This window comes from Maribellus maritimus, assembly GCF_022267315.1.
GTDB lineage: Bacteria > Bacteroidota > Bacteroidia > Bacteroidales > Prolixibacteraceae > Draconibacterium > Draconibacterium maritimum.
On record NZ_JAIKLE010000032.1, the window covers coordinates 42123 to 65256 of the forward strand.

Genomic DNA, 23134 nt, shown 5'->3' on the forward strand with positions numbered 1-23134 from the left:
TGTTCACCGAAATTACGTATTGAAAAGAGTATTATTAAGTTAATTATTAGGTAGTTATGAAAAACTTGGATTTGTCGAAGTACGGTATACAAGACGTACAGGAAATTGTTTATAACCCATCTTACGAACAACTCTTCGAAGAAGAGATGAATCCTGAACTGGAGGGGTACGAAAAAGGACAGCTTACAGAGCTGGATGCTGTAAATGTAATGACCGGAATTTTTACAGGACGTTCACCAAAAGATAAATACATTGTAAAAGATGACACAACAAAAGATACAATGTGGTGGACAACTCCGGGGTCTCCAAATGATAATAAACCTGTTTCAACTGAAGTTTGGAATGATCTTAAAGAAACAACAGTAAAGCAACTTTCAGGAAAGCGATTGTTTGTAGTGGACACTTTCTGTGGTGCTAACCCTGATTCTCGTTTAAAAGTTCGTTTTATTATGGAAGTAGCCTGGCAGGCTCACTTTGTGAAAAATATGTTCATCCGCCCAACCGAGGAAGAACTGGAAAGCTATGGTGAACCGGATTTTGTTTCGTTAAATGCTTCAAAAACAACGAACACAAAATGGAAAGAACACGGTTTGAACTCTGAAGTGTATACAGTATTCAACCTCACTGAAAAAATGCATGTTGTTGGGGGGTCATGGTATGGTGGTGAAATGAAAAAAGGTATGTTCGCCATGATGAACTACTACCTTCCGTTAAATGGAATGGCTGCAATGCACTGTTCGGCCAATGTTGGTAAAGACGGTGATGTTGCTATCTTTTTTGGTCTTTCAGGAACTGGTAAAACTACTTTGTCAACCGACCCAAATCGTGCTTTAATTGGTGACGACGAACACGGTTGGGATGATGATGGTATTTTCAACTTTGAAGGTGGTTGTTATGCAAAAACCATTAATCTCGATAAAGAAGCAGAACCGGAAATTTATGGTGCTATAAAACGTAATGCATTGTTGGAGAACGTTACTGTTGATGCTGACGGTAAAATTGACTTTAACGACGGTTCTGTAACTCAGAATACACGTGTCTCTTACCCGATTTACCACATTGAAAATATTGTTAAACCGGTTTCAAAAGCAGGTCACGCTAAAAAAGTTATTTTCCTGACTGCTGATGCATTTGGAGTACTTCCTCCGGTTGCTAAATTAACTCCGGAACAAACTAAATATCACTTCTTATCAGGATTTACTGCAAAATTAGCAGGTACTGAGCGTGGTGTTACAGCTCCACAACCTACTTTCTCTGCTTGTTTTGGTGCTGCTTTCCTTTCTTTACACCCAACAAAATACGGTGAAGAATTAGTGAAGAAAATGGAAGAGCACGGAGCTGAGGCTTACCTGGTAAACACTGGATGGAACGGAACAGGAAAACGTATCTCTATTAAAGATACCCGTGGTATTATTACTGCAATTCTTGATGGTTCTATTGAAGTGGCTCCAACTAAAAACCTGCCGGTTTTTAACCTTGAAATTCCTACTGAACTAAAAGGTGTTGCTACTGAAGTTCTTGACCCACGTGATACGTATGCAAATGCTGCTGACTGGGATGAAAAAGCGGCTGACCTGGCCGGACGTTTCATCAAAAACTTCGAAAAATATACGGACAACGAAGAAGGAAAAGCATTGGTTGCCGCAGGACCACAACTTGACTAATCAGTTATAAAAATTGATATACGAAAACCTCGCCATTTGGCGAGGTTTTTTTGTTTATTAGTGGATTGACGTAAGGATTGAGTCCATTTTTACGATAGTTTCTTCTGAAAAACCTTGTTCAAAAAGAAGTAACTTTCCGTTTTTAATGATAATATTCGTTGGGAGTAGCTCGGGATAGCGTCCTTTTTTAATTCCTGTTTCTGGGTTGAGTTGAAACAAATAGTTTATTAATCGTTTGTTCTCATACAACGGAAAATAACGTGGTTCGTTTTTTTGAAGTTCCACCCATTTTTCAACGTCTTTTTCTGTTTCGTCGGTAACGGACAGGAAAAGTGTATTCTCATTTTCATATTTATCTACCAATTGATTGAGCAGTGGAATTTCTTTTTGGCAAGGAATGCACCAGGTTGCCCATAAATTAATAACCAATGTTTGTGTACCCGCTTCGTCGCTTAAAAATTCATCGCGTTGTAATTCTTTACGAATCGGATCATCGATATTTTCAAGCTGGTTGTAGAAACGAAAGGTTTTCCACTGGATGATCTTGTTGTTTGTTGCCAATGCAGATAAAAAAATTAAAGCGATGATTAACGGATATTTAAATTTCATATGAACATTCTTTTTTGGATGGAAAGGTGGAGTAGCAGCAAAACAATCAACATATAGATAGTTATTAAAATTGTTTGCTGTGCCTGTAACAAGTTATCAGAAATAATCTCTTTAATTGATTGCAGCGGGAAAAAGCTTCCTGCATTACTTTCCAGCTTTCGATGGATAAAATCAACCAGCCATCCTTCGAGTAGCCAATACGCCAAAACAGGCAAAGCCATAACCGGATTTGGGCGCAGAAAAGCGAGGGTTAAGGCTACGAATCCAGTTGCATTCAAGTACAAAAACTGAGAAATTAACGTGTTATAATAACTAAATAAGAGTAATTGAAATGGGTTGGTTCCTTTAAAAAAAACTGAGCGTAGCGTAACAGATAAAATTTAACAACATAAATAAAAGTGCGTACAGAGCAACCTGCATTATAGTGTAAAAAAATATTTTATGACGAGGCCAGCCTGCAAGCAGCAGCATTTTGTAATACCCGCTATTTATTAAATGAATGCTGCGCTGTAGTACCCAGAAAATAAAAAATAATGCAGGTAGCGTTGACTGGCTTGCGCGATTTGAAATAAATTCTGCAAGAGCCGCTCCTACCAGTAGTTTTTGACCGGCGCCATACCAGTAATCGATAAATGTCAGAAAAAGTAACGAGAGCATTAAAATTCCCGCCGGAAGTACTTGCTTTTTACTTTTCATAAGTTTTGTTTCGATGTTTATCATTTATTCATTCTTTAGCAGATTAAGAATAGTTGTATTAAAATCAGGAGTAGACTCTATGTGAACAGAGCCGGCCAAGTTTCCGTTTTTCATAACAAAACAGATAGTTGCCGTTACATTTATTTCGTTTAGCAGGTGTGTTGTTAGTAATATTGTCTTTCCTTTTTCACATAATTCCTGAATAACACAGTTTAGCAGTTTTATTCCCAGCGGATCAAGCCCGTTAAAAGGTTCATCCCATAAAAGGTAGTCCGGATTTCCGGGCATTGACAAAGCTAAGCTTAGCCGCTTTTTCATTCCGGTTGATAATGTCTTAAATGGTTTTTTCCGGGCGTTCCACATTTCCCACTGAATTAACAGTTCCTTTATCTCTTTTGATGAAACACGTTTAATTAGCCGGATAATTTCTGCAATTTCTAATACTGTCAACGAAGGTTCTGTAATAAATGACTCCGTAGAAATACCCAATTGTTTTCGGCGTAAATCGACATTGGTTATGCCGTTGAGACTGATTTTGCCTTCATCCGCATTGATTAATCCTGTAATCAGGTTAAATAAGGTGGTTTTTCCAGAACCATTATCGCCAACAAACAGATAAAGTCCTGGTCTTTCTATTTCAAGGCTAAGTTGGTTTACGGCAGAATAGTTGTCGAATTTTTTTGTAAGACTGTTAATTTTCAGTTTGATTTGTTGAGTTTTCTTCAAATTGAATGTCCAGCGACTTTTCCCACTCCATTTCTTGGATAAATTTTTCTTCCACCGGGTTTTCCTTCAGGATGTTGTAGTTTTCCCAAAATTCAGGATTGTAGGGATATTTGGTTTTATAGGTATTTTCATCACGGGCAAGTTTTTCGCGGTAACGGATTTTATCCATTTCCTTTTTGTCGGTATTAACTTTAGTGATTAACAAAATATATTCTGCTGTTTGAGTCTCTCTTACTATTTTTTCATCTTTTGGAGCATCCGGATTTTCATATATCATAAATGTCCCATTAGGTATGGTGGTTCCATTTTTATATTTCAGATAATATTTGCTGCCAATCTTTTGGTAAGCTGCTTCCGACTTGGCAACAATTGACTCTTTCTTTCCTGTAAATCTTTTTGAATGTTGACCAAAAAATTTTGTCCAACCTTCAATTTTTAAAATTGCGTAATCTTCTGAGTTAATATAAATATATCCCGCACTTTCAGAACTTTTGCTTTCAGAAGCCAGGTTCCATCAGGCCATAGAACATTGTAAATTTTATTTTATAAACTTTCACGGAGTCTAACCATTCAAATCCGACGAATTGGTATATAAAGTTTTTGTAATCACTAAGTGGCGATGAATATCCTGATTTTTCAATGTAGTTTCTAACACTGTTAGTATAACTTCTGTATATAATATTCCGGTGCCCAAATACTCTACTCATAGCTTCTGTAAACATTTTCTGTCTTAAATTCAACGGGATAAGGTAATTAGAACTTTTTCTGATTTCCTGAATTTGAATACGTGTAGTTTCTGGCTGTTTGGTAACACCTTTGTCGTCGATAAGTAATGCAGCCTCAGTCAGTTGCGAGGCTAAAGTGTCACGGTAATTAATATTGCGGTAAAAAGCCTCCATTTGAGTGGTGGTGCGTGCGTAATTTCGCTTAATATTTTTAACTGCACCTATTACAATGTCAGCTGCTTCGCTTCCGTTGGGTAGCACATAAATATCGGCAAGTGTATAAGGTTTTGGGGCTAATTTTATGACTAGGTGGTTGTTGTCTTGAAAAGGAATTTTGAGTTTCCGGCGTTCGTATCCGAGAAAAGAAAACTGTACTTCACTTCCGGCTTAATGTCTCTGTATTTTAAAATCGAATTCGCCGTTGGTATTGGTAATGGTTCCGGTCCTGGCTTGCTCAATCAGAATATTTGCATAAGGGAGAAGTTCCCCGGTTTCAGCGTCCACAACTTTTCCTTGCAAGTGAATAAACGCAGGCACTTTTGATCTTAGTAATCAAATGCGTTTCTGTTTGGGTGATTTTGAAATTTGATACGTCCTGCAATTGCATTAAACAGGAATCAATATTTGTGCTGAATGGAAAGTCAGTACTATCCAAAAGCGAAACCAGGTCCGGGCTGTAAATGAGTTCAAGATGTTCTTTCACTGCAAGGTCTTCCAATATATTCAGATACGTGGTTTTTAACCTGGGTTGAGCAATGCCGGTAATTGTAGCGAAAGAAATTATAATCAATAATAGGAAAAGGGTTTTCATGGTTTTATTATGTAGGTATTTTTATCCTTCTCGTAAGAGAGATTGAGTGTCTGGCATATTATTTCGATAATTTCTTCAATGCTGGTATCGCTGTTGAATCGCCCGGATAATCTCAGAGAACCAAAGTTTTTATCGCTTAATTCTATTTTTTTGTTGAAATGCTGTTCAAGTATCTTTAAAACCTCAGATAAAGCCAGTTCTCTAAAATTGAAGTTGCCCGAAAGCCACGAGTTACGGTTTTGTTGCTGATTTATTTCTTCGCTAAGCTTTTTTGTTTTTGCATTCCAGCTTCCAATTTCATTCTCTGTGAGAATTACTTTTTCTCTCGTGAATAGTGAACCGGTGGTAAATGCAACTTTACCTTCGTCAACGGTTACTCTTTCGGCGTCGGGATTACTGGCTTCCACTAAAAATTTTGTTCCCAGAACTTCAATTTTTGTATGTTGTGTTTTTATTTGAAATGGTTTTCCCGGTTTTTTGGTAATTTCAAAATATGCGGTTCCATTTAGTTTTACATCACGTTCATTTTTTTTGAAAGTTTTTGGATAGCTAAGACACGCATTTTTAGCTAAGATTACTTTTGAACTGTCGGGTAAAAAAACAATCTGGCGTTGTTGAGCAACAATTTCTGTCCGGTTATTTGGAGCCTGAATTTGTAAAACCAGTTGAGTTGCCAGAGCCAATAGCAATAGTGCAGCTGCAGCCCTCCAAACAATATGTTTTGTTTTTCCGGATTGAATGCGCTCATTCACTTTTTCCAGTCCTTTTTTCGCATCGGGATTAAAATCAATTTTTAATTTGCCTGTCGCCGTGTATGTTTTTCTGAGTTCTTCAAACTGTTGCCGGTTTTCTTCTGATGACGAAAGCCATGCGTCAAGCTCTTCTTTTTCTTTTTCCGAAAGTTTGTTTTCAAAAGACTGAATGATTTGATGTATTGGAACCTGCTCCATTGTTTTTTATTACAATGAACCGCCTCAAAAAAAGAACCCCCTAAAGTTTATCGAAAATTTTGCTAAAGAATGATAAAAAGTAAAGTTGCAGGGATTAAATGTAAGAATGGTTTTACTTCTTCCCTTAATTTTGAAATGGCGATGGCGACTTGATTCTCAACCGTTTTGATTGATATGCCCAGATATTCCGCAATTTCTTTTTGAGTTAAACCTTCGAGTTTGTTGAGGATGAAAATCTGTTTGCACCTTTCAGGAAGCTTTTGGATAGCTTTGTTCAGGTAGGGCATAATAGTGGAATAGTCTTCCGGCTCTTCCTGAATTAATTTGAAATTTAAGAAGTACTCTGAGATGTATTTTTTACGCGTGTTCTTTTCTCGAATTAGTTTCATCGATTCATAATAAACCGATTTAAAAAGAAAAGCCTTGATATCCTCCGGGGCTTCCAGTTTTTTTCGGTTTTCCCAAAGCCTGACAAAGAGCTTTTGAACAAGCTCTTCCGAGTCGTTGGTATCATGTACAAAAGTCAGTGAAAAACGGCACATGTTTTTGTAGTAACGCAAAAACAACTGGTCAAACGCTTTTTTGTTGCCTGAAGTTAATTTTTTGAAAAGTTCGGTGTCGGTCACTTTTTGAAATAAAAACAAATATGTAGAATACTATTCATATTTCCAATTTACGAGATAGCTTTTAGAACAGGATTTCCTTCGTGAGATTTTTAGATATGTTATTTTTTGTTAAATGCTCTTGTTTTAATTTTGTCTTAATAATCATAGTTTTTGTAAAAATTAAATAAAACTTACCGGATTTTTGTGATATCTTCAAAACAACGCAACCAAAATTACGTTATAAACATCAGGACGTAAAGAATGATTGAAATGAAGACTCAGATGCATAAACTTCAAAATATGATTTCCAGAGAAAGGAAATTGTGGAAAATAGGAAAAGGTGTTTTATATTTTTTCAGTTTAAGTTTTATGGTTTTTTGGGGCTATGTAAAAGCCGATATTGAATCACCGAAAGAAAAAAATATTGTTGTACCTGAAAAGCAGGAAATCTCAAGTGAACAGCAAAAAAGCGACACACTTTTTTATGCTTTTAGTAAAATAATTGATGATTTTAGTAAAAAGAATTATAACTAAGAAGTTATCTGTTTTATAGCCGAATCGATGTCTGGGTATTTAAAATGAAATCCTGCTTCTATTAATTTTTTTGATGAAACGGCAGGAGATTCTGTTATTAATTTTGCCGCATCTCCATACAATAGTTTAAAAATAAGTCCCGGAATAAACAAGAAAGCAGGTCGGTTTAAACTCTTTGCCAATGCTTTGGTGAATTCTTTATTGCTTATTTTTGTTGGTGCCGTTAGATTAAAGGTTGCTGTAGTTTGATATTTTTCTGCAGCCCACAAAAATGCTTTCGTGACATCCTTTTCATGAATAAATGGAAATGCTTGCTTCCCATTTCCAATAGTTGCTCCAAGGCCTATTTTAAACGGAAGTAGTAAGTTTTGAATTGTTTTTGCTTTTTTCCCTAAAACTAATCCAATTCTGAAAGCGGTTTTTTGAATATCTTCAGGTAGTTCCTCAAGTGCATTTTCCCAGTCAAGTACCACTTTACCAACAAATCCTGAATCAAATCGATTGCTGTTTTCATCGTGGTATTCACCTGTTTTATAGATTCCGATTGCCGAAGCAGAAATTACTTTTTTGGGTTGTTGATGGGGCGGCAGCAAACGAATCGCTTTTACCAAATTTTGAGTTGTAGTTATCCGGCTGGTATAAATAGTATTTTTGTTCTTATTTGTCCACCGTTGAAGAATTGGAGCGCCGGCAAGGTTAATTACTACATCTGCTTCCATTAGTTCGTTTTTTAACAGGTCGGTATCGCTATATAACAGCTCGCGGCTTATTCCGGAAACTTTATATCCTGCCCTAACAAATTCTTCCCAAATTAAACTGCCTAAATATCCGCCGGCTCCTGTAATCTTTATTTTTTGATTCTTTTTAATTGTACCGGTATTCATTCTTTTGAAAGAAATATATTTTCACATTTAAAGCATTTGTTTTAGGATAACAAAAAATTAACAGCTTAAGTTGTGAAAATTCCTCCGTTAAGCTGAGGTTTTGTTAATTTTGCACAGGAATGAGTAAAAAAATGAACATAATAGTTCGATTTCATAAGTGGCGGCTAAGAAATATGAGTGAACGTGGATTTATTACCGCGTTGAGTATTCTGGTTGGTTTGCTGGCAGGATTTGCAGCAGTTGTCATAAAGAACATGGTCAGACTTACTCAGGAAACTGTAAATAAGCTAATTGCCAGTGAAGTACATAATTACATCTACTTTGCACTTCCCATTGTTGGTATTTTAATAACCGTTATCATTGTGCGGTTTGTAATTCGCAGGGAAGTTCGCCATGGTATTCCAACCGTTCTTTATGGTATCTCAAAAAAGAACGGGAGAATAAGTAATCACAATTTATTTTCATCAGTTGTTGCCAGTTCTTTAACAGTCGGCTTTGGTGGTTCTGTTGGGTTGGAAGGACCTACTGTTGCTACCGGAGCTGCCTGGGGATCATGGTTATCCCGTGCTTTTAGACTAAACTACAAAAATACAATCCTGATACTGGCCTGTGCCTGCGCCGGAGCGATGGCTGCCATTTTTAAAGCGCCTATCGCAGCAATTGTATTTGCAGTAGAAGTTATAATGATCGACTTAACTGTTTTTTCCCTGGTTCCTTTGCTGCTTTCATCGGCTACTGCGGTGGTTACCTCTTATTTTTTTCTAGGGCAAAATGTACTTTATCCTTTTGAAGTAAATGTCGCCTTTGAGCTTGCCGACCTGCCTTACTATATTGTTTTAGGAATTATAGCAGGATTTGTTTCTGTTTACTTCATTAAAATGTACACCTTTTTGGGGAAGATTTTTGATAGGATGGAAAACAAATGGTTTCGTTTACTACTTGGAGGAGCTGGACTGGGGCTGCTGATATTTTTGTTTCCTTCTCTATTCGGGGAAGGATATGAGGCCATAAACTCTTGTTTGGCAGGGGATCTCGAATATTTGTTTAATAACAGTTTGTTTTACGGTTTAAGGGAAGAATTATGGGCGGCACTTGTGCTGTTAACAATAGTTGTTTTGTTGAAGATTGTGGCTACTTCGTTAACCTTTGGAGCGGGAGGAGTAGGAGGTATTTTTGCTCCAACACTGTTTATGGGAGTAAATACAGGAATGTTATTTGCGCAATTGATCAATCTTTCCGGTATTCGGCAAATAAATTCAAACAATTTTGCGCTGATCGGTATGGCAGGACTAATCGCCGGGGTATTGCACGCACCTTTAACCGGCATTTTTTTAATTGGCGATATTTCCGGTGGTTATAAACTGTTTGTCCCGCTTATGATTACAGCAACTTTTGCATACATTATTGTCCGTACTTTTACTCCAAATTCAGTATATCACATTCAGTTGGCTCAACGAAAAGAGTTATTAACCCACGATAAAGATGCAAATGTGCTGCAAATGCTAAAAGTCAGAAAACTTATAGAAACTGATTTTGAAAAACTTTCTCCCGATGCTACTCTGGGCGACTTAACCAAGGCAATTTCCCGTAATCACCGAAATTTATTTCCTGTGGTTGATGAGCAAGGAAATATGGTTGGAATGCTAAAAATGGATGATGTCAGAGATATGATATTTAATCATGAATTATATGACAAGGTAAAAATAAGTGAATTGATGTACATGCCTGAATACCATATCGATCCCAATGATAGTATGGATGTGGTTGCCAATAAATTTGAATCTTCCAGCAGATATAATCTGGCGGTGATTGAAAATGGTAAATATTTAGGATTTATATCGAGGGCCAGGGTTTTTACCAATTATCGCAAACAGATTAAAGATGTATCGCATATTTAAGTATTGGTGGTTGACGGGTTCAAAAAAGACTTTGAACAAAATTGTCGCGTGGAGAATTGCAAATATTCCTGAACGTAGGTTTCTTTATCTTTTGAGTTTAATTATTGGATTGCTTAGCGGAATAGCGGCTTTGGTTTTAAAAAATCTTATTCATTTTGTTGAAGAAGAATTAACCGGGTGGTTTGCTGTTGAGGGATTTAGTTATCTCTACCTGGTTTATCCTTTGATAGGAATATTTTTTACGGTGTTGTTTGTTCGTTTTTTTATAAAAGATGATTTGGGGCATGGAGTATCAAAAATACTTTATGCAATTTCAAAAAAAGCAAGCCGTTTAAAACCTCATAATACCTATTCTTCTATGGTAGCCAGTTCACTGACTATCGGGTTTGGAGGTTCGGTTGGTTCTGAGGCACCAATTGTGTTAACCGGCGCTTCCATTGGTTCAAACCTCGCACGTATTTTTAAACTGAATTATAAATATGTAACTCTAATGGTTGGGTGCGGAGCAGCAGGTGCTATTGCCGGAATCTTTAATGCTCCAATCGCCGGAATCGTATTTACACTTGAAGTTTTGATGCTGGATATGACAATGGCTTATCTTATCCCTTTGTTAATTTCTGCAGTTTCGGCTACTACAATTTCTTTCTTCTTTATGGGAGAAGGTGTGCTGCTCAGGTTTACCCAGATTCAGCCTTTTCATATCAATTCAATTTGGTTTTTTATTATTCTCGGAATTTTTACCGGCTTTCTTGGTTTGTTTTTTACCAGGGCAACGATGTCTCTCGAAAAAAAGTTTGCTTCCATAAAAAGTTGGGTTTTTAGGTTACTTGTCGGCGGTTTTGTATTGGGAATATTGGTTCTGCTCTTTCCTCCGCTTTTTGGTGAAGGTTATTCAAGTATCCTGAAGATTTTTAACGGGAATGGAGTTGAACTTCTTGACAGCCCCATGTTTTCCGGATGGAAAAATAACGATTATCTGATCATCCTTGTTTTGGCAGGAATACTTTTGTTTAAAGTTGTCGCCATGTCGGCTACTACTGCTTCCGGTGGTATCGGTGGTATTTTTGCCCCAACACTTTTTATGGGAGCTGTGGCTGGTTTTTTTCTCGCGCGTATCATCAATTTAATTTACGATGCAGGTCTTCCTGAGAATAGCTTTGCTCTTGCTGGAATGGCTGGAATGATGGCGGCCGTAATGCACGCCCCTTTAACCGGAGTTTTTCTTACTGCTGAGATCACAGGGGGGTATGGATTTTTTATCCCATTGATTGTAACCTCAACGATTGCTTATGTAACCATAATGCGTTTTGAGCCTCATTCTGTTTATACAAAACGCCTTGCTCAGCGGGGGGAATTAATAACGCATCATAAAGATAAAGCAGTTTTAAAGATGATGAAATTGCGTAAACTTATTGAAACTGATTTTGAAATACTATCACCCGATGCTACTTTAAGGGATTTGGTAAAAGCAATATCGCATTCACATCGAAATTTATATCCAGTTGTGGATTCAGAAGGGAAGATGCACGGAATGGTAAAGTTGGCCGATGTTAAGAATTTGATTTTTGAAACAGATTTATATGATTCGGTAAAAGTTAAAGATTTAATGTACATGCCTGAATTTTATATTTCTCCGACAGATAATATGGAGAAGGCTGCTGAAAAATTTGAAACTTCCGGAAGATACAATCTCGCTGTTATTGACGAAGGGAAGTATCTTGGATTTATTTCGAGAGCGGTTGTATTTTCAAAATACAGAAAAACGCTTCAGGATTTCTCACACGATTAATTAAAAAAAAGAAAAATGGTTACCCGTCGCTCATTTATAACAAAAAGCTCGCTGGCTTTTGCCGGTTTAACACTTACAAAATATAGCTCTGCGAAGTATACTTCTCAGAAAGAAAATAAATTGCCTGTTGTTGTATCGACGTGGAATCACGGATTGCCGGCTAACGAAGCTGCCTGGGAGATATTGGGGAGCGGAGGTTATTCTCTTGACTCAGTTGAAGCGGGAGTTCGTGTGCCGGAGGCAGATCCCGAGGTGATTACTGTGGGATATGGCGGGATACCTGATGCCAAAGGAAAAGTTACATTAGACGCCTGTATAATGGACGAAAAAGGACGCGCAGGAAGTGTGACGTATTTGCAACATATCAAACACCCTGTTTCTGTAGCACGATTGGTGATGGAAAAAACTCCGCATGTGATGTTGAGCGGAAAAGGAGCATTGGAATTTGCTTTGGAAAATGGTTTTGAAAAAGAAAAGTTGCTCACTCCCGGGCGAAAAAAAGAATGGAAAAAATGGAAAAAGGAAAAGCGCGGGTTTAGTTCTAAAATCAATATTGAAAATCAACTGGAAGAAAATCATGATACCATTGGTATGCTGGCTGTTGATGATAAGGGAAGACTATCGGGAGCCTGCACTACCAGTGGGATGGGGTACAAATTACCGGGCAGGGTGGGAGATTCACCTATTATTGGTGCCGGACTTTTTGTTGATGGAGAGATAGGGGGGGCAGTAGCGACAGGAACAGGAGAGTTGGTTATGAAAACATTGGGGACATTTTTGGTTGTTGAAATGATGCGCAGCGGAAAATCACCGGCACGGGCCTGCGAGGAAGCTGTGAAACGAATTGCGCGAAAAATTCCGGATTACCAAAATCACCAGGTTGGTTTTCTGGCGTTGAATGTAAAAGGGGAGTACGGCGCTTATTGTATCCAACCCGGATTTAATTACGCGGTTAAAACAACATCTTTTTCTGAACTGGTAGATGCGGAAGCCTGGTTGAAAAAGTTATAAAAAGGAGCAGTCTGCATCTTTTGCAAAAACTGCCCCGTTGAAATCTATTTGATGATTACTTTTTTATTGATTACCTCCCCGTTCTTATCCTCCATTCTGAAAAGATAAATACCGGGTACAAACGACTGTATTTCTATCCAGCCAGATTGAAAATTCTTTTTTTCGAGAATTAGAACCCCAGCTAAATCAAATGCCTTAATATGTACTGATTTATTTCCTGTTTCAACAAAAATACGTTGCTTGCCCGGATTGGGATAAATCCGGATATCCTCAATGTCAGGTTTTTCTATTCCATCGGGAATTAGCACTGAAAGTTTTAAGGTATCAGAAAACAGTGTTAATTCCGGGAAAACCGAATTTGTAACCTGGCAGGTATATTTGCCACTGTCAGCCACTGTTGCGTTTTCGATTGAAAAGGTCAATTGGTTTGCACCTGTAATTTCTGTTCCGTCTTTATACCATACAAGGTCGTCCGATTCTCCGCAAGTATAGTTGCTTATTGTAAATTCAATATTTTGATTTATAAAGACAGCTGTATCGGTTAAATTGCCAATTTTTGCCTGTGGAGCGTAAATAAACTCGTTAATCGATTTTAGTTCATTAACACTTGGCTCCAAATCAGCAAAGACAAATTTGTTGTTTGCAATGTTCAGGTATTTCAACGTCGATTCTTCTGAAATAATTGAAGTTTTTAGTGCACTTTTTTCAAATAACGATGTAAATATTCCGTTGAAATCGTTATTGGATAAATTCAGCCATTTTAGTGAATCGAAGTCTGCAAAATAGGCTGAAATATTTCCTTCCAGGTTTAAGCCGGAAAGATCAAGAGCTGTTACATGTCCATTTTCAACTGTTATTCTTTCCCACTCGCCAACAGAATAATTTATTGTATCTAACCAGTTTGTATTTTCTGACCAGTTGTTTCCGCCAAAATTGTCGAAGATTTCTATAAGAGCTTTGTATTCAGAAAGCGGAACTCCGGCTCCTTTTATTTCTTCTGTAACCTGAACGGTTATTGCCCTGCTGTATAGTGTTAATTCAGTAGCAACAGGATTGATAATTTTACAATAATATTTCCCAGCATCGGAAAGTTGCAGGTCATTTAAAGCCAGAGTTGCTGTAGTTGCCCCATAGATACTACTTCCATTCTTATACCATTGATATTGGTCAGACGGACCAGCAAAGTAATTTTCGATGGATAAGATAAGATTTTCGCCCGGTGATGTTTGTTGCAATGTAGAAACGCCGATAGAATCCTGCGGGACATAAATAAATTCTTTAAAACTGTTGTAGTTTTCCCATGAGAAAATAGCCTCAATATCGTTAAACTGAAGCTGGTTTCCTCCAAGATAAAGTGAGTCCATTTGGAGTAAGCTCGCTAGTTCATCCGGAATTTGACGATTATTATCTATGACAGCACTTTTGTTCAAATCGATTTCTCCAAGTAAGTTATAGTCAATATCAAATCTGTAAATGCTTTCCAAATTTTTGAGTTCAACGGGCAAAGGACCTGTGAGTTGATTATGACTTAAATCCAGAGTGAAAAGATTTGTGAGAGCGCCCAGATTTCCCGGGATTGTTCCACTTAATCCGTTGTGTTCGAGTATTAAATGCCGTAGTTTTTTAAGATTTCCAATTTCTTCAGGAATTGGGCCGGTAAGATTGTTATTATCCAACGCTAGAAATACAAGGCTTGTATCATTTCCAATTTCCGGTGGGATATTCCCTTCAAGCTTGTTACGACTAAGTTCCAATGAATTTAGCTTTTTCAATTGGCCAATACTGGCCGGTATTTCTCCGCTTAAGTTATTATTGCCAAGATGGAGTCTTTCGAGGTTGGTTAATTCTCCAATCCACGAGGGGAGAGGTCCTGTAATATTATTGCCAAAAGCATAAAATTTTTCCAAGAAAATTAAATCTGCAAGTTCCTCAGGCAAAGCGCCGGTAACATTTGTAGAGTCCATTCTCAACATTCGCACATGACCATCTTCAACCTGCACTCCAGCCCATTCACCAACACTGCAGGTTACCGTGTCCAACCAGTTTTCGTTCCATTTCCAATTTTCTCCGTTATTAACCGTATAAAATTTTTCCAAAGCTTTGTATTCAGATAATCGAACTCCGGCACCATGAACATCATTTATGGTAATTGTTGTGGAATAGTTAAAGATTGACAGGTCAGGAACTACAGAATTTGATATAATACAATAATATGAACCTTCGTCAGCTAACTGAACATTTTCCAATTCAAGTGTTTCCGAATTTCCTCCTGAAATGGGATCATTGTTTTTTACCCACTGGAAAGTATCGTAATTACCGGGAAAATAGTGTGACATTGTGACTGTTATATTTTCACCAGGTTCCGCAGTAATTTCTTTCCTTTCATGAAGGCCATTTTGATAATTGTAACTAAAATCAATGAACCCGGGATAATTTGACCATGAAAAAATAGCTTCAATATCGTTAAACTGAAGATAATTATACGATAATCGTAATGTGTTGAGTGAACTAATATTTCCTATTTCATCAGGTATCTGTCGTGCAACACGAGAACTATTTTCTGGCATTTTACCTATCAAGTTTCGTTCCAGGTTTAAATACTGCAATTTATTTAGATTGCCTATTTCATTTGGAATTGGTCCTTCAATATGATTGTCAAATAAATTTAAAGATTGGAGGTTGTTAATCTTTTCAATTTCTTTAGGTATGCTGTTATTTAAGTTGTTGTTGTTTAATATTATGTGGGTTATGTGTTCTTCTGAAACCGTAATTCCATACCAGTCGGAAACCGAATGATTTGTTGTGTCTAGCCAGTTAGTATTATTATTCCAATTGATTCCATTCATTGAATTAAAAAGTACAACCAATGCGTCATATTCCGACCGCGGAACTCCTCCAACCAATTCTTTGATTGTAACGTGTTTGTTCTTTGATTGTAATGTTAATTCTGCGACATCGGGATTGGTAACTACCAGATAGTAAGAGCCGGAATCGTTTATGGTTACATTTGTTTTGTCATAAAAATCTTCAGTTTCACCTTCTAATGGCAAGCCGTCTTTGTACCATTGGAATAAATCTCCTGAAGAAACAAAAAACGGATTTATACTCATTTCAAGAGTCTCGCCGGGAGTTAACTCCAATTCTTCTGTGAGATCTATTTTTTTTTGTGGTGAGTAAGTAAAATCACCTGAAAAGTTACAGTAATTTGTCAAGTCAAAGATTTCGATAATATGCTTAAAAACAAAACCGTTATTCTCAATATGCAAACTCGTCAGATTTGATAAAATATCCAGACTTGAAAAGTTGGCATCATCAAGATTGTTTCCACTCAGGTCAAGTACTTCCAGCTTTGATAGTTGAAGTGGATTTTCAAAAGCTGCTTCCTGCAAATTGTTATCGGGCAGTTCAATTTTTGTCACGTGTCCGTTTGTAACAGTTATACCATACCAGTAGTTAGCAGAGGAATTTACAGTATCAAGCCAATTTTCATTGTTGAACCATTCTTCACCGAGTGTTGAATTGTACAATTCTACTAAACTGTTATATTCTGAAAGTGGGATTTTAGTTTGATCTAAGCTACAGTTTTCCGAATAACTGGCGTTTTCGTCTTTTGCCCAATCTTCATACGTTAAAGATTTTTCCTGATTATCAACCTGAATGCAAGTAAGGTCAGGGTTATTTATAGCACTAAAACCTGTGTGAGGGTCAGCACTTGTCATATTCAGATTGTTCCCGTTTTTTGCGTTTAGCCATGCAAGCTTGTTATTGTCGCATTTAAGCAGAATTAATTTATTATTTTCACTAATATCCAGGTTTTCAACTTGGTTATCAGAACACTGTAGATAGAATAAGTTTGGATTTGTAGCTACATTTAATGTTGAAAGTTGATTATTGGAACATAGCAAATTCATAAGTAACAAGTTATTTGAAACATCCAGTGTTTGAAGCAAATTGTTCTGACAGGTCAATTCAATCAATTCACTACTATTACTCACATTGAGGTTGGCTATCTGATTTGAATAACATTCAATATGGCGCAGAGCGGTATTATTTGAAAGATCAAGATCTGAAATATTATTTTCAAAACAATTAAGAAGAGTTAAATTAGAATTATTTGAGAGATTTAGTATTTTAATTTCATTAAAACAACAGTTTAAGGAACTCAATTCGGTGTTGGCACTAATGTCAATATTCGTAAGATGATTTAGGTTACAATTTAGGCTTCTAAGTTCTAAACAATTTTTTACATCCAAATTTATCAGTTGATTTTCCGAACAATTTATACTATTTAAAGCGATATTGTTGCTAATATCCAGATTTGATAAATTGTTTTTAGAACAATCTATCCAGTGTAGCTGACTACAGCTGCTTATATTTAAATCGGTGATTTTGTTATTTTTACATTCCAGACCCCATAGATTTATATTTTCACTCAAATTGAGACTTACAATATTATTATAGTTACAATATAAGTTAAGCAAATATGTAAAATCTTCAATCCCTGTCAAGTCAGATATATTTTTAGAGTTGATATTTAAGTCAGTAATTACGTTAATATTTGCTGTAGGCACTGAATCATTCAACTCCCCGGAATCATATCCCAGGTTGATGAGGGCTTGTTCAAAGTTGTCGTCGGGAATATAAGTGTTTTGTGCGTTAAGGTTGGCAAATGTAAAAAACAGAAGAAATGCGAAGAGGAGGTTTACTTGTTTCATTGATTTTGGTTTTTATTGATTTTTAACAAAATAAAAATAACAAAATAATGAAACGAGCATATCGTTTTATGTTTTTTAAAATAAAAAAAGCCACTCAAATATGAGCAGCTTCTTTTTTTTATATTACAAATTATGTCATTATTCGGTACCTTCTTCTGATTTTTTCTCTTTACTGGTTTGCGCTTCCGCTGTCTTTACAGCTTTGTCGCCACAACCAGCAGATTTTGCAGATGCAGTACCTACTGCTTTTGGTTTATCACCACAGCCCGCTGATTTTGCAGATGCACTGGCAGTTTTAACTGCTTTGTCTCCGCATCCTGCACTTTTTGTTGCTTTCGCTTCTTTTGCTTTTGTTTCGTCACCTTCCGGTGCTTTTTTGTTATCTTCTGCAACAACTGTTACATTGTTGTTATCAACAACAACCATTTTCGCGCTTGCTGTTGAAACTGAAATTCCATAAACTGCAACTAATGCCAGAACAAATAATACCTTTTTCATGATTTTCTAATTTTAAGTTATAAAATATAAATTTTACAATTCTCAATGTTAATTTAGATTCAATAATAATAAGATTTTTAATTAACACAAAAGAATTAAAAGATATTTTTGTATTTTTATTTTAAACTGTTTGTAACTAATTGTTTTTTAGTTGATTTTGTAAAAGTTAATGAGTTGTTAATGGTGCTGTGTTAATTTCCGAGTTTACAGATGGCTTCAGGTGTAATTAAGCGCTCAAATTCTTCCAGTGTCATCACACCTGATTTTAAAACCGATTCTTTAATGGAAAGTTTTTCTTTTTTTGACAATTGGGCTATTTTACTTGCTTTTTCATAACCAATTTTGGGAATAAGGGCTGTTACTGTAGCGGTTGAACTTTCAACATTCCTTAAACAAACTTCTTCGTTGGCAGTAATACCTGCAACACAATGTTTGTTAAAAATATCGCATGCATTTTTTAAAAACAGAAGACTTTCCAGCAGTGCGTTTGTGATGATTGGCATAAACTGATTCAGTTCCAGGTTTCCTGAGCTACAGGCCTGAAAGATAATCTGATCGTTTCCTGCCACCTGTAATGCCACCTGTGCCACTGCTTCGGGAATAACCGGGTTTATTTTTCCCGGCATAATGGAGGAACCTGCCTGTTTTTGAGGGAGGTTGATTTCGCCTAATCCGGCATCAGGGCCAGAGGAAAGCAAACGCAAATCGTTACTTATTTTAAGGAGGTTGGAGGCATGTGCTTTTAAAATCCCCGATACTTCAACAAAAACGTCGTTGTTTTGTGTTCCGTCAATGAGGTTTTCGTTTCTGGCCAATCCAATGTTTGTATTTTCACGTAAGCTTTCAACTACTCTGAAGATGAATTTTTTAGGGGCCCCCAGTCCGGTTCCGATGGCTGTTCCTCCCAGGTTGACCACACGTAAACGTTCTTCGCATTTATATATCCGCCATCTGTCACGGTTAAATGCTTCGGCATATGCACTCATTTCGCGCCCGAGAGTAGTAAGAACAGCATCTTGCAGTTGAGTCCTCCCAATTTTTATGATGTGCGCGAATTCTTTTTCTTTTTGCTGAAAAATTTCCTGTAGTTCAAGTACTTTTTGTTCCAGGTCGCGAAGCAGACGAATTGCGGCGATTTTAAGTGCTGTCGGATAAGTATCGTTGGTTGACTGGTGAAGATTAATATCGTCGAGAGGCGAAATGATTTGATAGTCTCCCGGCTTTTTGCCTAAAATTTGTAGCGCCCGGTTGGCAATTACCTCATTTACGTTCATATTTGTTGAGGTGCCTGCTCCTCCCTGAAATACATCAACTAAAATATGTTCGTTCAGCAATCCGTTACTCATTTCAGAACAAGCTTTTTCAATGGCCGAAGACTTCTCCTTTGAGTCCCAAAAACCAAGGTCATTATTGATTTGTGTACAGGCCAATTTTACCTCACCGTATGCACAAATAAATTCGGAAGGAATTTTTCTGTTTGTAATTGGAAAGTTCTCCACTGCGCGTGCCGTATGGATTCCCCAAAGAGCATCTGTAGGAATTTGTTTTTTGCCCAAATAGTCAGATTCTGTTCTAAATTTCATTGATATATTAATCTGTATATTTTTTTAATTTGCAAATTGCTTCTCCAATTTATAGCGTTAACAATACACATCATCTCTTCCCGCCTCAACACGTTTAACCAGTTTTTCGGCTCTCTGTCTGGCAATTCCGTCCATTTCGGCAATCGTTTTTTGAATCAGTTCATTTCCTGTTTTAACAGTTTCCGGTTGGGCATAATTTTGAAGATATTCCTTAAAAGAGGACAAAGCATTTGGTGCACAATGTAATTTTATATCTCCTGGTTTTGCCAAATCCATAAAATCCTGACCGGTTCTGCCTAAACGGTAACAGGCAGTGCAAAACGACGGAACATATCCCATGGAAGCCACGTCGCGAATGACTTCATCCAGGGGACGGTGGTCGCCTAAACTAAACTGTCCGGAAGGATCATCTTCGGTTTCTTCTTCGTAACCCCCCGGATTGGTGCGGCTTCCTGCAGAAATCTGGCTTACTCCCAATGCAAAGGTTTCGCGGCGCATTTTTGCAGTTTCCCTTGTTGACATAATGATTCCGGTGTAAGGTACCGCCAGTCTCAGGATGGCAACTATTTTTCTAAAATCAATATCGGAAACCGGAAACGGGGGATGGGATGCCAGGTCGCTTCCGGTAGCCGGTTCCAAACGCGGAACACTAATGGTGTGCGGACCGACACCAAATTTATCTTCCAGTTCAAAAATATGCTGCATCATTGCCAGAATCTCAAAACGATAATCAAACAAGCCAAAAAGGACACCAATTCCCACATCGTCAATACCGGCTTCTATCGCACGGTGTAACGACCAAACGCGCCAGTTATAGTCGCGCTTTTTCCCTCCTAAATGAACTTTTTTATAAGTTTCCCTGTGATAGGTTTCCTGGAAAATCTGATATGTTCCGATGCCTTCAGATTTTAACATTTTAAATTCTTCGGTACTTAACGGGGCAATATTTACGTTTACCCGCCTGGTTTCGCCGTGTTGGGTTTTAACACTGTAAATGGTCCGGATGGAATCGAGAATATACTGAAATCCCTGGTTGGGATATGACTCGCCGGCAACCATAAGGATTCGTTTGTGTCCCTGGTTAATCAGCACCTCAACTTCGCGGGCAATGTGTTCCTGCGACAAGGCATTTCTTACAATATCTTTGTTGGTAGCGCGGAAAGCACAATAAACACATTCGTTAGAGCACATATTTGAAATATAGAGCGGAGCAAATAAAACCAACCGTTTCCCGTAAATTGTTTCTTTTACTTCGTTTGCTGTATTAAATAGTTCCCCCAGCATTTCTGGATCGCTAATACCGGTCAAAACAGCAACATCGGCTAAGTTCAGGCCTTTCATTTTCCGTGCTTTTGAAAGTACTTCTCTTACTTGTGCAGTCTCAGCTTTCTGATGGTTTTTTAGAGTGTCCCAAATGTTTTGTTCGTTTATAAAATTTGCAGGTACGTTATACATGGTCGTAGTTTTTATTTGTTTTAGAAATAGAAAATTTCATTTTTTGAAGATTTTACCTGTCAACCTTCTCACTTTTTTGCCAGTCCAGATTTTACAGAAACACCGGGAATATTTCCCAATTTTCCGGTTAATGTTCCAAGTTGATCTGTTGTTGCATCAATTACCAGTGTTATAATCGAAGTATTTCCTTTGGCATTGGGCAATCCGGTTCTGGCCAAAATAATATCAGAATACTGACTTAATGCCTGGTTTACCACACCTGCACATTTCTCACGGTCATCAATAATAATTCCGACAAAGCCAAGTCTTTTTTGATTTTCTTTCACGTATAAAAATTTTACGCGGGAATTTTTTTGGGAAGCGATTGAATAAACCATCTGAATTTCAGAATAATCCTCTATCTTCTTAATTTATTCTTTTAAATTTTCCCTAAAGTCAGCTATTGGCCTTCCCGCAGGATTCTGTTGTAAAAGTAATGGATAAATGTTCAGAATTAAATGAGAAATGCCGCAAAGTTTTTATGTTGTTCAACCTGTTTATTGCGAAATAATAGTGCCTCGGTAATAACGTGAAACAGACTTTTGTGTGGAAGTGGTAAGTTCAAAGTTGATTGGGACGGTATAACTTACATTAACAGGCTTCCCTTTTTGAGAGCCGGGTTTCCAATCCGGCATTTCTTTTATAACCCTGATTGCTTCGGCATCAAGTAATGGATGAACACTTTTTGAAATTTTTACATTGCCAGGCCTTCCGTTCGAATCAATGACAAATGTTACATAAACTTTTCCCTGAACTTTGCTTTTTTGTGCAAGTTCGGGATAACGAATATTGAGACTGATGAAATCTCTTAACGCTTTTTCTCCACCAGGAAATTGAGGCATATTGTCTACAATAATAAAAACCGGTTTATTTGACAAATTTCTATATACCTGATGAAATGTCATTATATTTTCCTGAGTTCCGAAGTCGCGGAAAGTGGTGGTGTAACTTTCAGGTTCTGATTCAAAAAGCATTTTGTTTCCGGTAACCGGAACTCCTAACTGCAAATAACAAGGAATTGGATTTCCATCGATCGTTGCCGACCTTAGCCGGGGCAACTCTGTGATCCATTGGTTTAAATAAGGGGCTAATTCTTCTTTTCTTTCAAAACCAAATCCTTCCAAAGAAACAACGCCCGAAGGTTCCACTTTTAGGTTTATTTCAAGATATGAAGTATCGGTTTGCCCGGAATGAAAATGAAGATCCAGTTTGCGCAGTTCTGTTTTAAAATTGTATTTTTCTTCAGTAAAGCTGGGAGCAACCACAAATTCCTTGCAAGCTATCTTTTTATGTGATTCATCAAAACATTTTTCATGAACAGCTTTTCCCCTTTCAAACAAGGCTTTTCTTTTTACCGAACCGTTTTCATAATATGATGTATATTTGCCATTTAACAAAAGGCTTTGGAATTCTGCTTTTGATTTTATTTTTCCATTGGGGAAGTAATTTATGCTTTTTCCGCTCAAAATACCTCCTTTAAAATTTTCTTCCTTTTTTAAATTTCCATTTTTATAGTAATGAGTCAGTTTCCCGTTAAGTGCTAAATTTTGATTTCCTTTAAACTTTATTTCTCCTGATTCGTAGTATCCAATTATTTCCCCTGTTTTAAAACCGGAAGAAAAGTTTTCTTCCAACATTACTTTTAAGTTTGGATGGAACAAAAGGTGTTTCCCATCGGGTATAATTTTTCCTTCTTTTAGCAGTTGGTTAAAATTGGCAGGTGTAATTTCTTCGGCCCGATTGATAAATGTCCACTGTTCAACCAATCCGCGGCTTTTAATATCATATAGTTTTACAATTATTTTGTATTCGAATGAAGGATGGGGTTCTGTTTTCAAAACTCTGTTCCCTACAATCACCTGCGAGTAAGAATTCAAAAAAAGAAAGGATAAAAGAATAAAAATGAAAAGGATGAAATGTCTGGGTTTCATGTTTGTTATTT

The 23134-nt window shown here is 37.1% G+C and carries 22 protein-coding genes; 5 read left to right on the forward strand and 17 right to left on the reverse strand.

Translation table 11 applies throughout. The features are described from left to right. Positions 1-56 precede the first annotated feature (56 nt). Positions 57-1664, forward strand: coding sequence for a phosphoenolpyruvate carboxykinase (ATP) (gene pckA, locus K5G00_RS22235; protein ID WP_238768638.1), 1608 nt, complete (start codon positions 57-59; stop codon positions 1662-1664). Positions 1665-1721: 57 nt separating this feature from the next. On the opposite strand, the gene K5G00_RS22240 is transcribed toward pckA, so the two are convergent. The 10 genes from K5G00_RS22240 to K5G00_RS22280 form a co-directional block, all read right to left on the reverse strand. Then, positions 1722-2273 carry a TlpA family protein disulfide reductase gene (locus K5G00_RS22240; RefSeq protein ID WP_238768640.1) on the reverse strand — a complete coding sequence of 184 codons (552 nt, stop codon included), beginning with the start codon at positions 2271-2273 and terminating at the stop codon, positions 1722-1724. Beyond that, positions 2270-2551 (reverse strand): hypothetical protein, encoded by a 282-nt coding sequence (locus tag K5G00_RS22245; RefSeq protein WP_238768642.1) that lies wholly within the window; start codon positions 2549-2551, stop codon positions 2270-2272. The genes K5G00_RS22240 and K5G00_RS22245 overlap by 4 nt, the downstream gene beginning before the upstream one ends. A 67-nt stretch (positions 2552-2618) precedes the next feature. Beyond that, positions 2619-2993, reverse strand: a complete 375-nt coding sequence (locus K5G00_RS22250) for a hypothetical protein (protein WP_238768644.1) — start codon at positions 2991-2993, stop codon at positions 2619-2621. Next, positions 2994-3695 carry an ABC transporter ATP-binding protein gene (locus K5G00_RS22255; protein ID WP_238768645.1) on the reverse strand — a complete coding sequence of 234 codons (702 nt, stop codon included), beginning with the start codon at positions 3693-3695 and terminating at the stop codon, positions 2994-2996. It abuts the gene before it with no gap. Then, a complete protein-coding gene (locus tag K5G00_RS22260) occupies positions 3661-3972 on the reverse strand; it encodes a hypothetical protein (RefSeq protein WP_238768647.1) in 312 nt (103 codons plus the stop codon). Before K5G00_RS22260 ends, K5G00_RS22255 begins: the two co-directional genes overlap by 35 nt. A 220-nt stretch (positions 3973-4192) precedes the next feature. Beyond that, the gene (locus K5G00_RS22265) at positions 4193-4681 is read right to left on the reverse strand and encodes a hypothetical protein (RefSeq protein ID WP_238768649.1); all 489 of its coding nucleotides are present in this window, start codon (positions 4679-4681) and stop codon (positions 4193-4195) included. Between the two features lie 126 nt (positions 4682-4807). After that, entirely contained in the window at positions 4808-4957 is a 150-nt protein-coding gene (locus K5G00_RS30235; RefSeq protein ID WP_394800875.1) for a carboxypeptidase-like regulatory domain-containing protein, read from the reverse strand. Then, complete coding sequence (locus tag K5G00_RS22270; protein ID WP_238768651.1) at positions 4914-5231, reverse strand: hypothetical protein; 318 nt, start codon at positions 5229-5231, stop codon at positions 4914-4916. The genes K5G00_RS30235 and K5G00_RS22270 overlap by 44 nt, the downstream gene beginning before the upstream one ends. Then, the gene (locus tag K5G00_RS22275; RefSeq protein WP_238768653.1) at positions 5228-6181 is read right to left on the reverse strand and encodes a FecR family protein; all 954 of its coding nucleotides are present in this window, start codon (positions 6179-6181) and stop codon (positions 5228-5230) included. Before K5G00_RS22275 ends, K5G00_RS22270 begins: the two co-directional genes overlap by 4 nt. A 62-nt stretch (positions 6182-6243) precedes the next feature. Further along, positions 6244-6807, reverse strand: coding sequence for an RNA polymerase sigma factor (locus tag K5G00_RS22280; protein ID WP_238768655.1), 564 nt, complete (start codon positions 6805-6807; stop codon positions 6244-6246). Positions 6808-7068: 261 nt separating this feature from the next. Here K5G00_RS22280 and K5G00_RS22285 point away from each other — a divergent pair, with 261 nt between their 5' ends. Continuing rightward, on the forward strand, positions 7069-7320 hold the full coding sequence (locus K5G00_RS22285) for a hypothetical protein (protein ID WP_238768657.1): 252 nt from the start codon (positions 7069-7071) through the stop codon (positions 7318-7320). Here K5G00_RS22285 and K5G00_RS22290 read toward each other — a convergent pair. Beyond that, positions 7317-8204: a TIGR01777 family oxidoreductase gene (locus K5G00_RS22290; RefSeq protein WP_238768658.1), complete on the reverse strand. Its 888-nt coding sequence runs from the start codon at positions 8202-8204 to the stop codon at positions 7317-7319. The two genes, K5G00_RS22285 and K5G00_RS22290, sit on opposite strands and share 4 nt — an antisense overlap. 131 nt (positions 8205-8335) lie before the next feature. On the opposite strand from K5G00_RS22290, the gene K5G00_RS22295 reads away from it, so the two are divergent. The 3 genes from K5G00_RS22295 to K5G00_RS22305 are packed head-to-tail and all read left to right on the forward strand — an operon-like array spanning position 8336 to position 12902. Then, a complete protein-coding gene (locus K5G00_RS22295) occupies positions 8336-10102 on the forward strand; it encodes a chloride channel protein (protein ID WP_238768660.1) in 1767 nt (588 codons plus the stop codon). Then, complete coding sequence (locus tag K5G00_RS22300; protein ID WP_238768662.1) at positions 10086-11891, forward strand: chloride channel protein; 1806 nt, start codon at positions 10086-10088, stop codon at positions 11889-11891. Before K5G00_RS22295 ends, K5G00_RS22300 begins: the two co-directional genes overlap by 17 nt. A 15-nt stretch (positions 11892-11906) precedes the next feature. Continuing rightward, a complete protein-coding gene (locus tag K5G00_RS22305) occupies positions 11907-12902 on the forward strand; it encodes a N(4)-(beta-N-acetylglucosaminyl)-L-asparaginase (RefSeq protein WP_238768663.1) in 996 nt (331 codons plus the stop codon). Positions 12903-12946: 44 nt separating this feature from the next. On the opposite strand, the gene K5G00_RS22310 is transcribed toward K5G00_RS22305, so the two are convergent. The 6 genes from K5G00_RS22310 to K5G00_RS22335 all read right to left on the reverse strand — a co-directional run bounded on the left by K5G00_RS22310 (position 12947) and on the right by K5G00_RS22335 (position 23123). Continuing rightward, on the reverse strand, positions 12947-17617 hold the full coding sequence (locus K5G00_RS22310) for an immunoglobulin domain-containing protein (RefSeq protein ID WP_238768664.1): 4671 nt from the start codon (positions 17615-17617) through the stop codon (positions 12947-12949). A 138-nt stretch (positions 17618-17755) separates the two neighbouring features. Then, a complete protein-coding gene (locus K5G00_RS22315) occupies positions 17756-18115 on the reverse strand; it encodes a hypothetical protein (protein ID WP_238768665.1) in 360 nt (119 codons plus the stop codon). A 191-nt stretch (positions 18116-18306) separates the two neighbouring features. Next, on the reverse strand, positions 18307-19698 hold the full coding sequence (locus K5G00_RS22320) for an aspartate ammonia-lyase (protein ID WP_238768666.1): 1392 nt from the start codon (positions 19696-19698) through the stop codon (positions 18307-18309). A 57-nt stretch (positions 19699-19755) separates the two neighbouring features. Beyond that, positions 19756-21153: a [FeFe] hydrogenase H-cluster radical SAM maturase HydG gene (gene hydG, locus K5G00_RS22325; RefSeq protein WP_238768667.1), complete on the reverse strand. Its 1398-nt coding sequence runs from the start codon at positions 21151-21153 to the stop codon at positions 19756-19758. 68 nt (positions 21154-21221) lie between these two features. After that, entirely contained in the window at positions 21222-21479 is a 258-nt protein-coding gene (locus K5G00_RS22330) for a TM1266 family iron-only hydrogenase system putative regulator (RefSeq protein WP_238768668.1), read from the reverse strand. Between the two features lie 210 nt (positions 21480-21689). Continuing rightward, positions 21690-23123, reverse strand: a complete 1434-nt coding sequence (locus K5G00_RS22335) for a TonB family protein (protein WP_238768669.1) — start codon at positions 23121-23123, stop codon at positions 21690-21692. Positions 23124-23134 lie beyond the last annotated feature (11 nt).

Coding starts and splice junctions, on each gene's coding strand:
- K5G00_RS22260 (WP_238768647.1), bottom strand. CDS start 3,972: ATGATATATGAAAATCCGGATGCTCCAAAAGATGAAAAAATAGTAAGA.
- K5G00_RS22295 (WP_238768660.1), top strand. CDS start 8,336: ATGAACATAATAGTTCGATTTCATAAGTGGCGGCTAAGAAATATGAGT.
- K5G00_RS22270 (WP_238768651.1), bottom strand. CDS start 5,231: ATGAAAACCCTTTTCCTATTATTGATTATAATTTCTTTCGCTACAATT.
- K5G00_RS22320 (WP_238768666.1), bottom strand. CDS start 19,698: ATGAAATTTAGAACAGAATCTGACTATTTGGGCAAAAAACAAATTCCT.
- K5G00_RS22285 (WP_238768657.1), top strand. CDS start 7,069: ATGCATAAACTTCAAAATATGATTTCCAGAGAAAGGAAATTGTGGAAA.
- K5G00_RS22300 (WP_238768662.1), top strand. CDS start 10,086: ATGTATCGCATATTTAAGTATTGGTGGTTGACGGGTTCAAAAAAGACT.
- K5G00_RS22250 (WP_238768644.1), bottom strand. CDS start 2,993: ATGATAAACATCGAAACAAAACTTATGAAAAGTAAAAAGCAAGTACTT.
- K5G00_RS22335 (WP_238768669.1), bottom strand. CDS start 23,123: ATGAAACCCAGACATTTCATCCTTTTCATTTTTATTCTTTTATCCTTT.
- pckA (WP_238768638.1), top strand. CDS start 57: ATGAAAAACTTGGATTTGTCGAAGTACGGTATACAAGACGTACAGGAA.
- hydG (WP_238768667.1), bottom strand. CDS start 21,153: ATGTATAACGTACCTGCAAATTTTATAAACGAACAAAACATTTGGGAC.
- K5G00_RS22315 (WP_238768665.1), bottom strand. CDS start 18,115: ATGAAAAAGGTATTATTTGTTCTGGCATTAGTTGCAGTTTATGGAATT.
- K5G00_RS22305 (WP_238768663.1), top strand. CDS start 11,907: ATGGTTACCCGTCGCTCATTTATAACAAAAAGCTCGCTGGCTTTTGCC.
- K5G00_RS22275 (WP_238768653.1), bottom strand. CDS start 6,181: ATGGAGCAGGTTCCAATACATCAAATCATTCAGTCTTTTGAAAACAAA.
- K5G00_RS22240 (WP_238768640.1), bottom strand. CDS start 2,273: ATGAAATTTAAATATCCGTTAATCATCGCTTTAATTTTTTTATCTGCA.
- K5G00_RS22310 (WP_238768664.1), bottom strand. CDS start 17,617: ATGAAACAAGTAAACCTCCTCTTCGCATTTCTTCTGTTTTTTACATTT.
- K5G00_RS22290 (WP_238768658.1), bottom strand. CDS start 8,204: ATGAATACCGGTACAATTAAAAAGAATCAAAAAATAAAGATTACAGGA.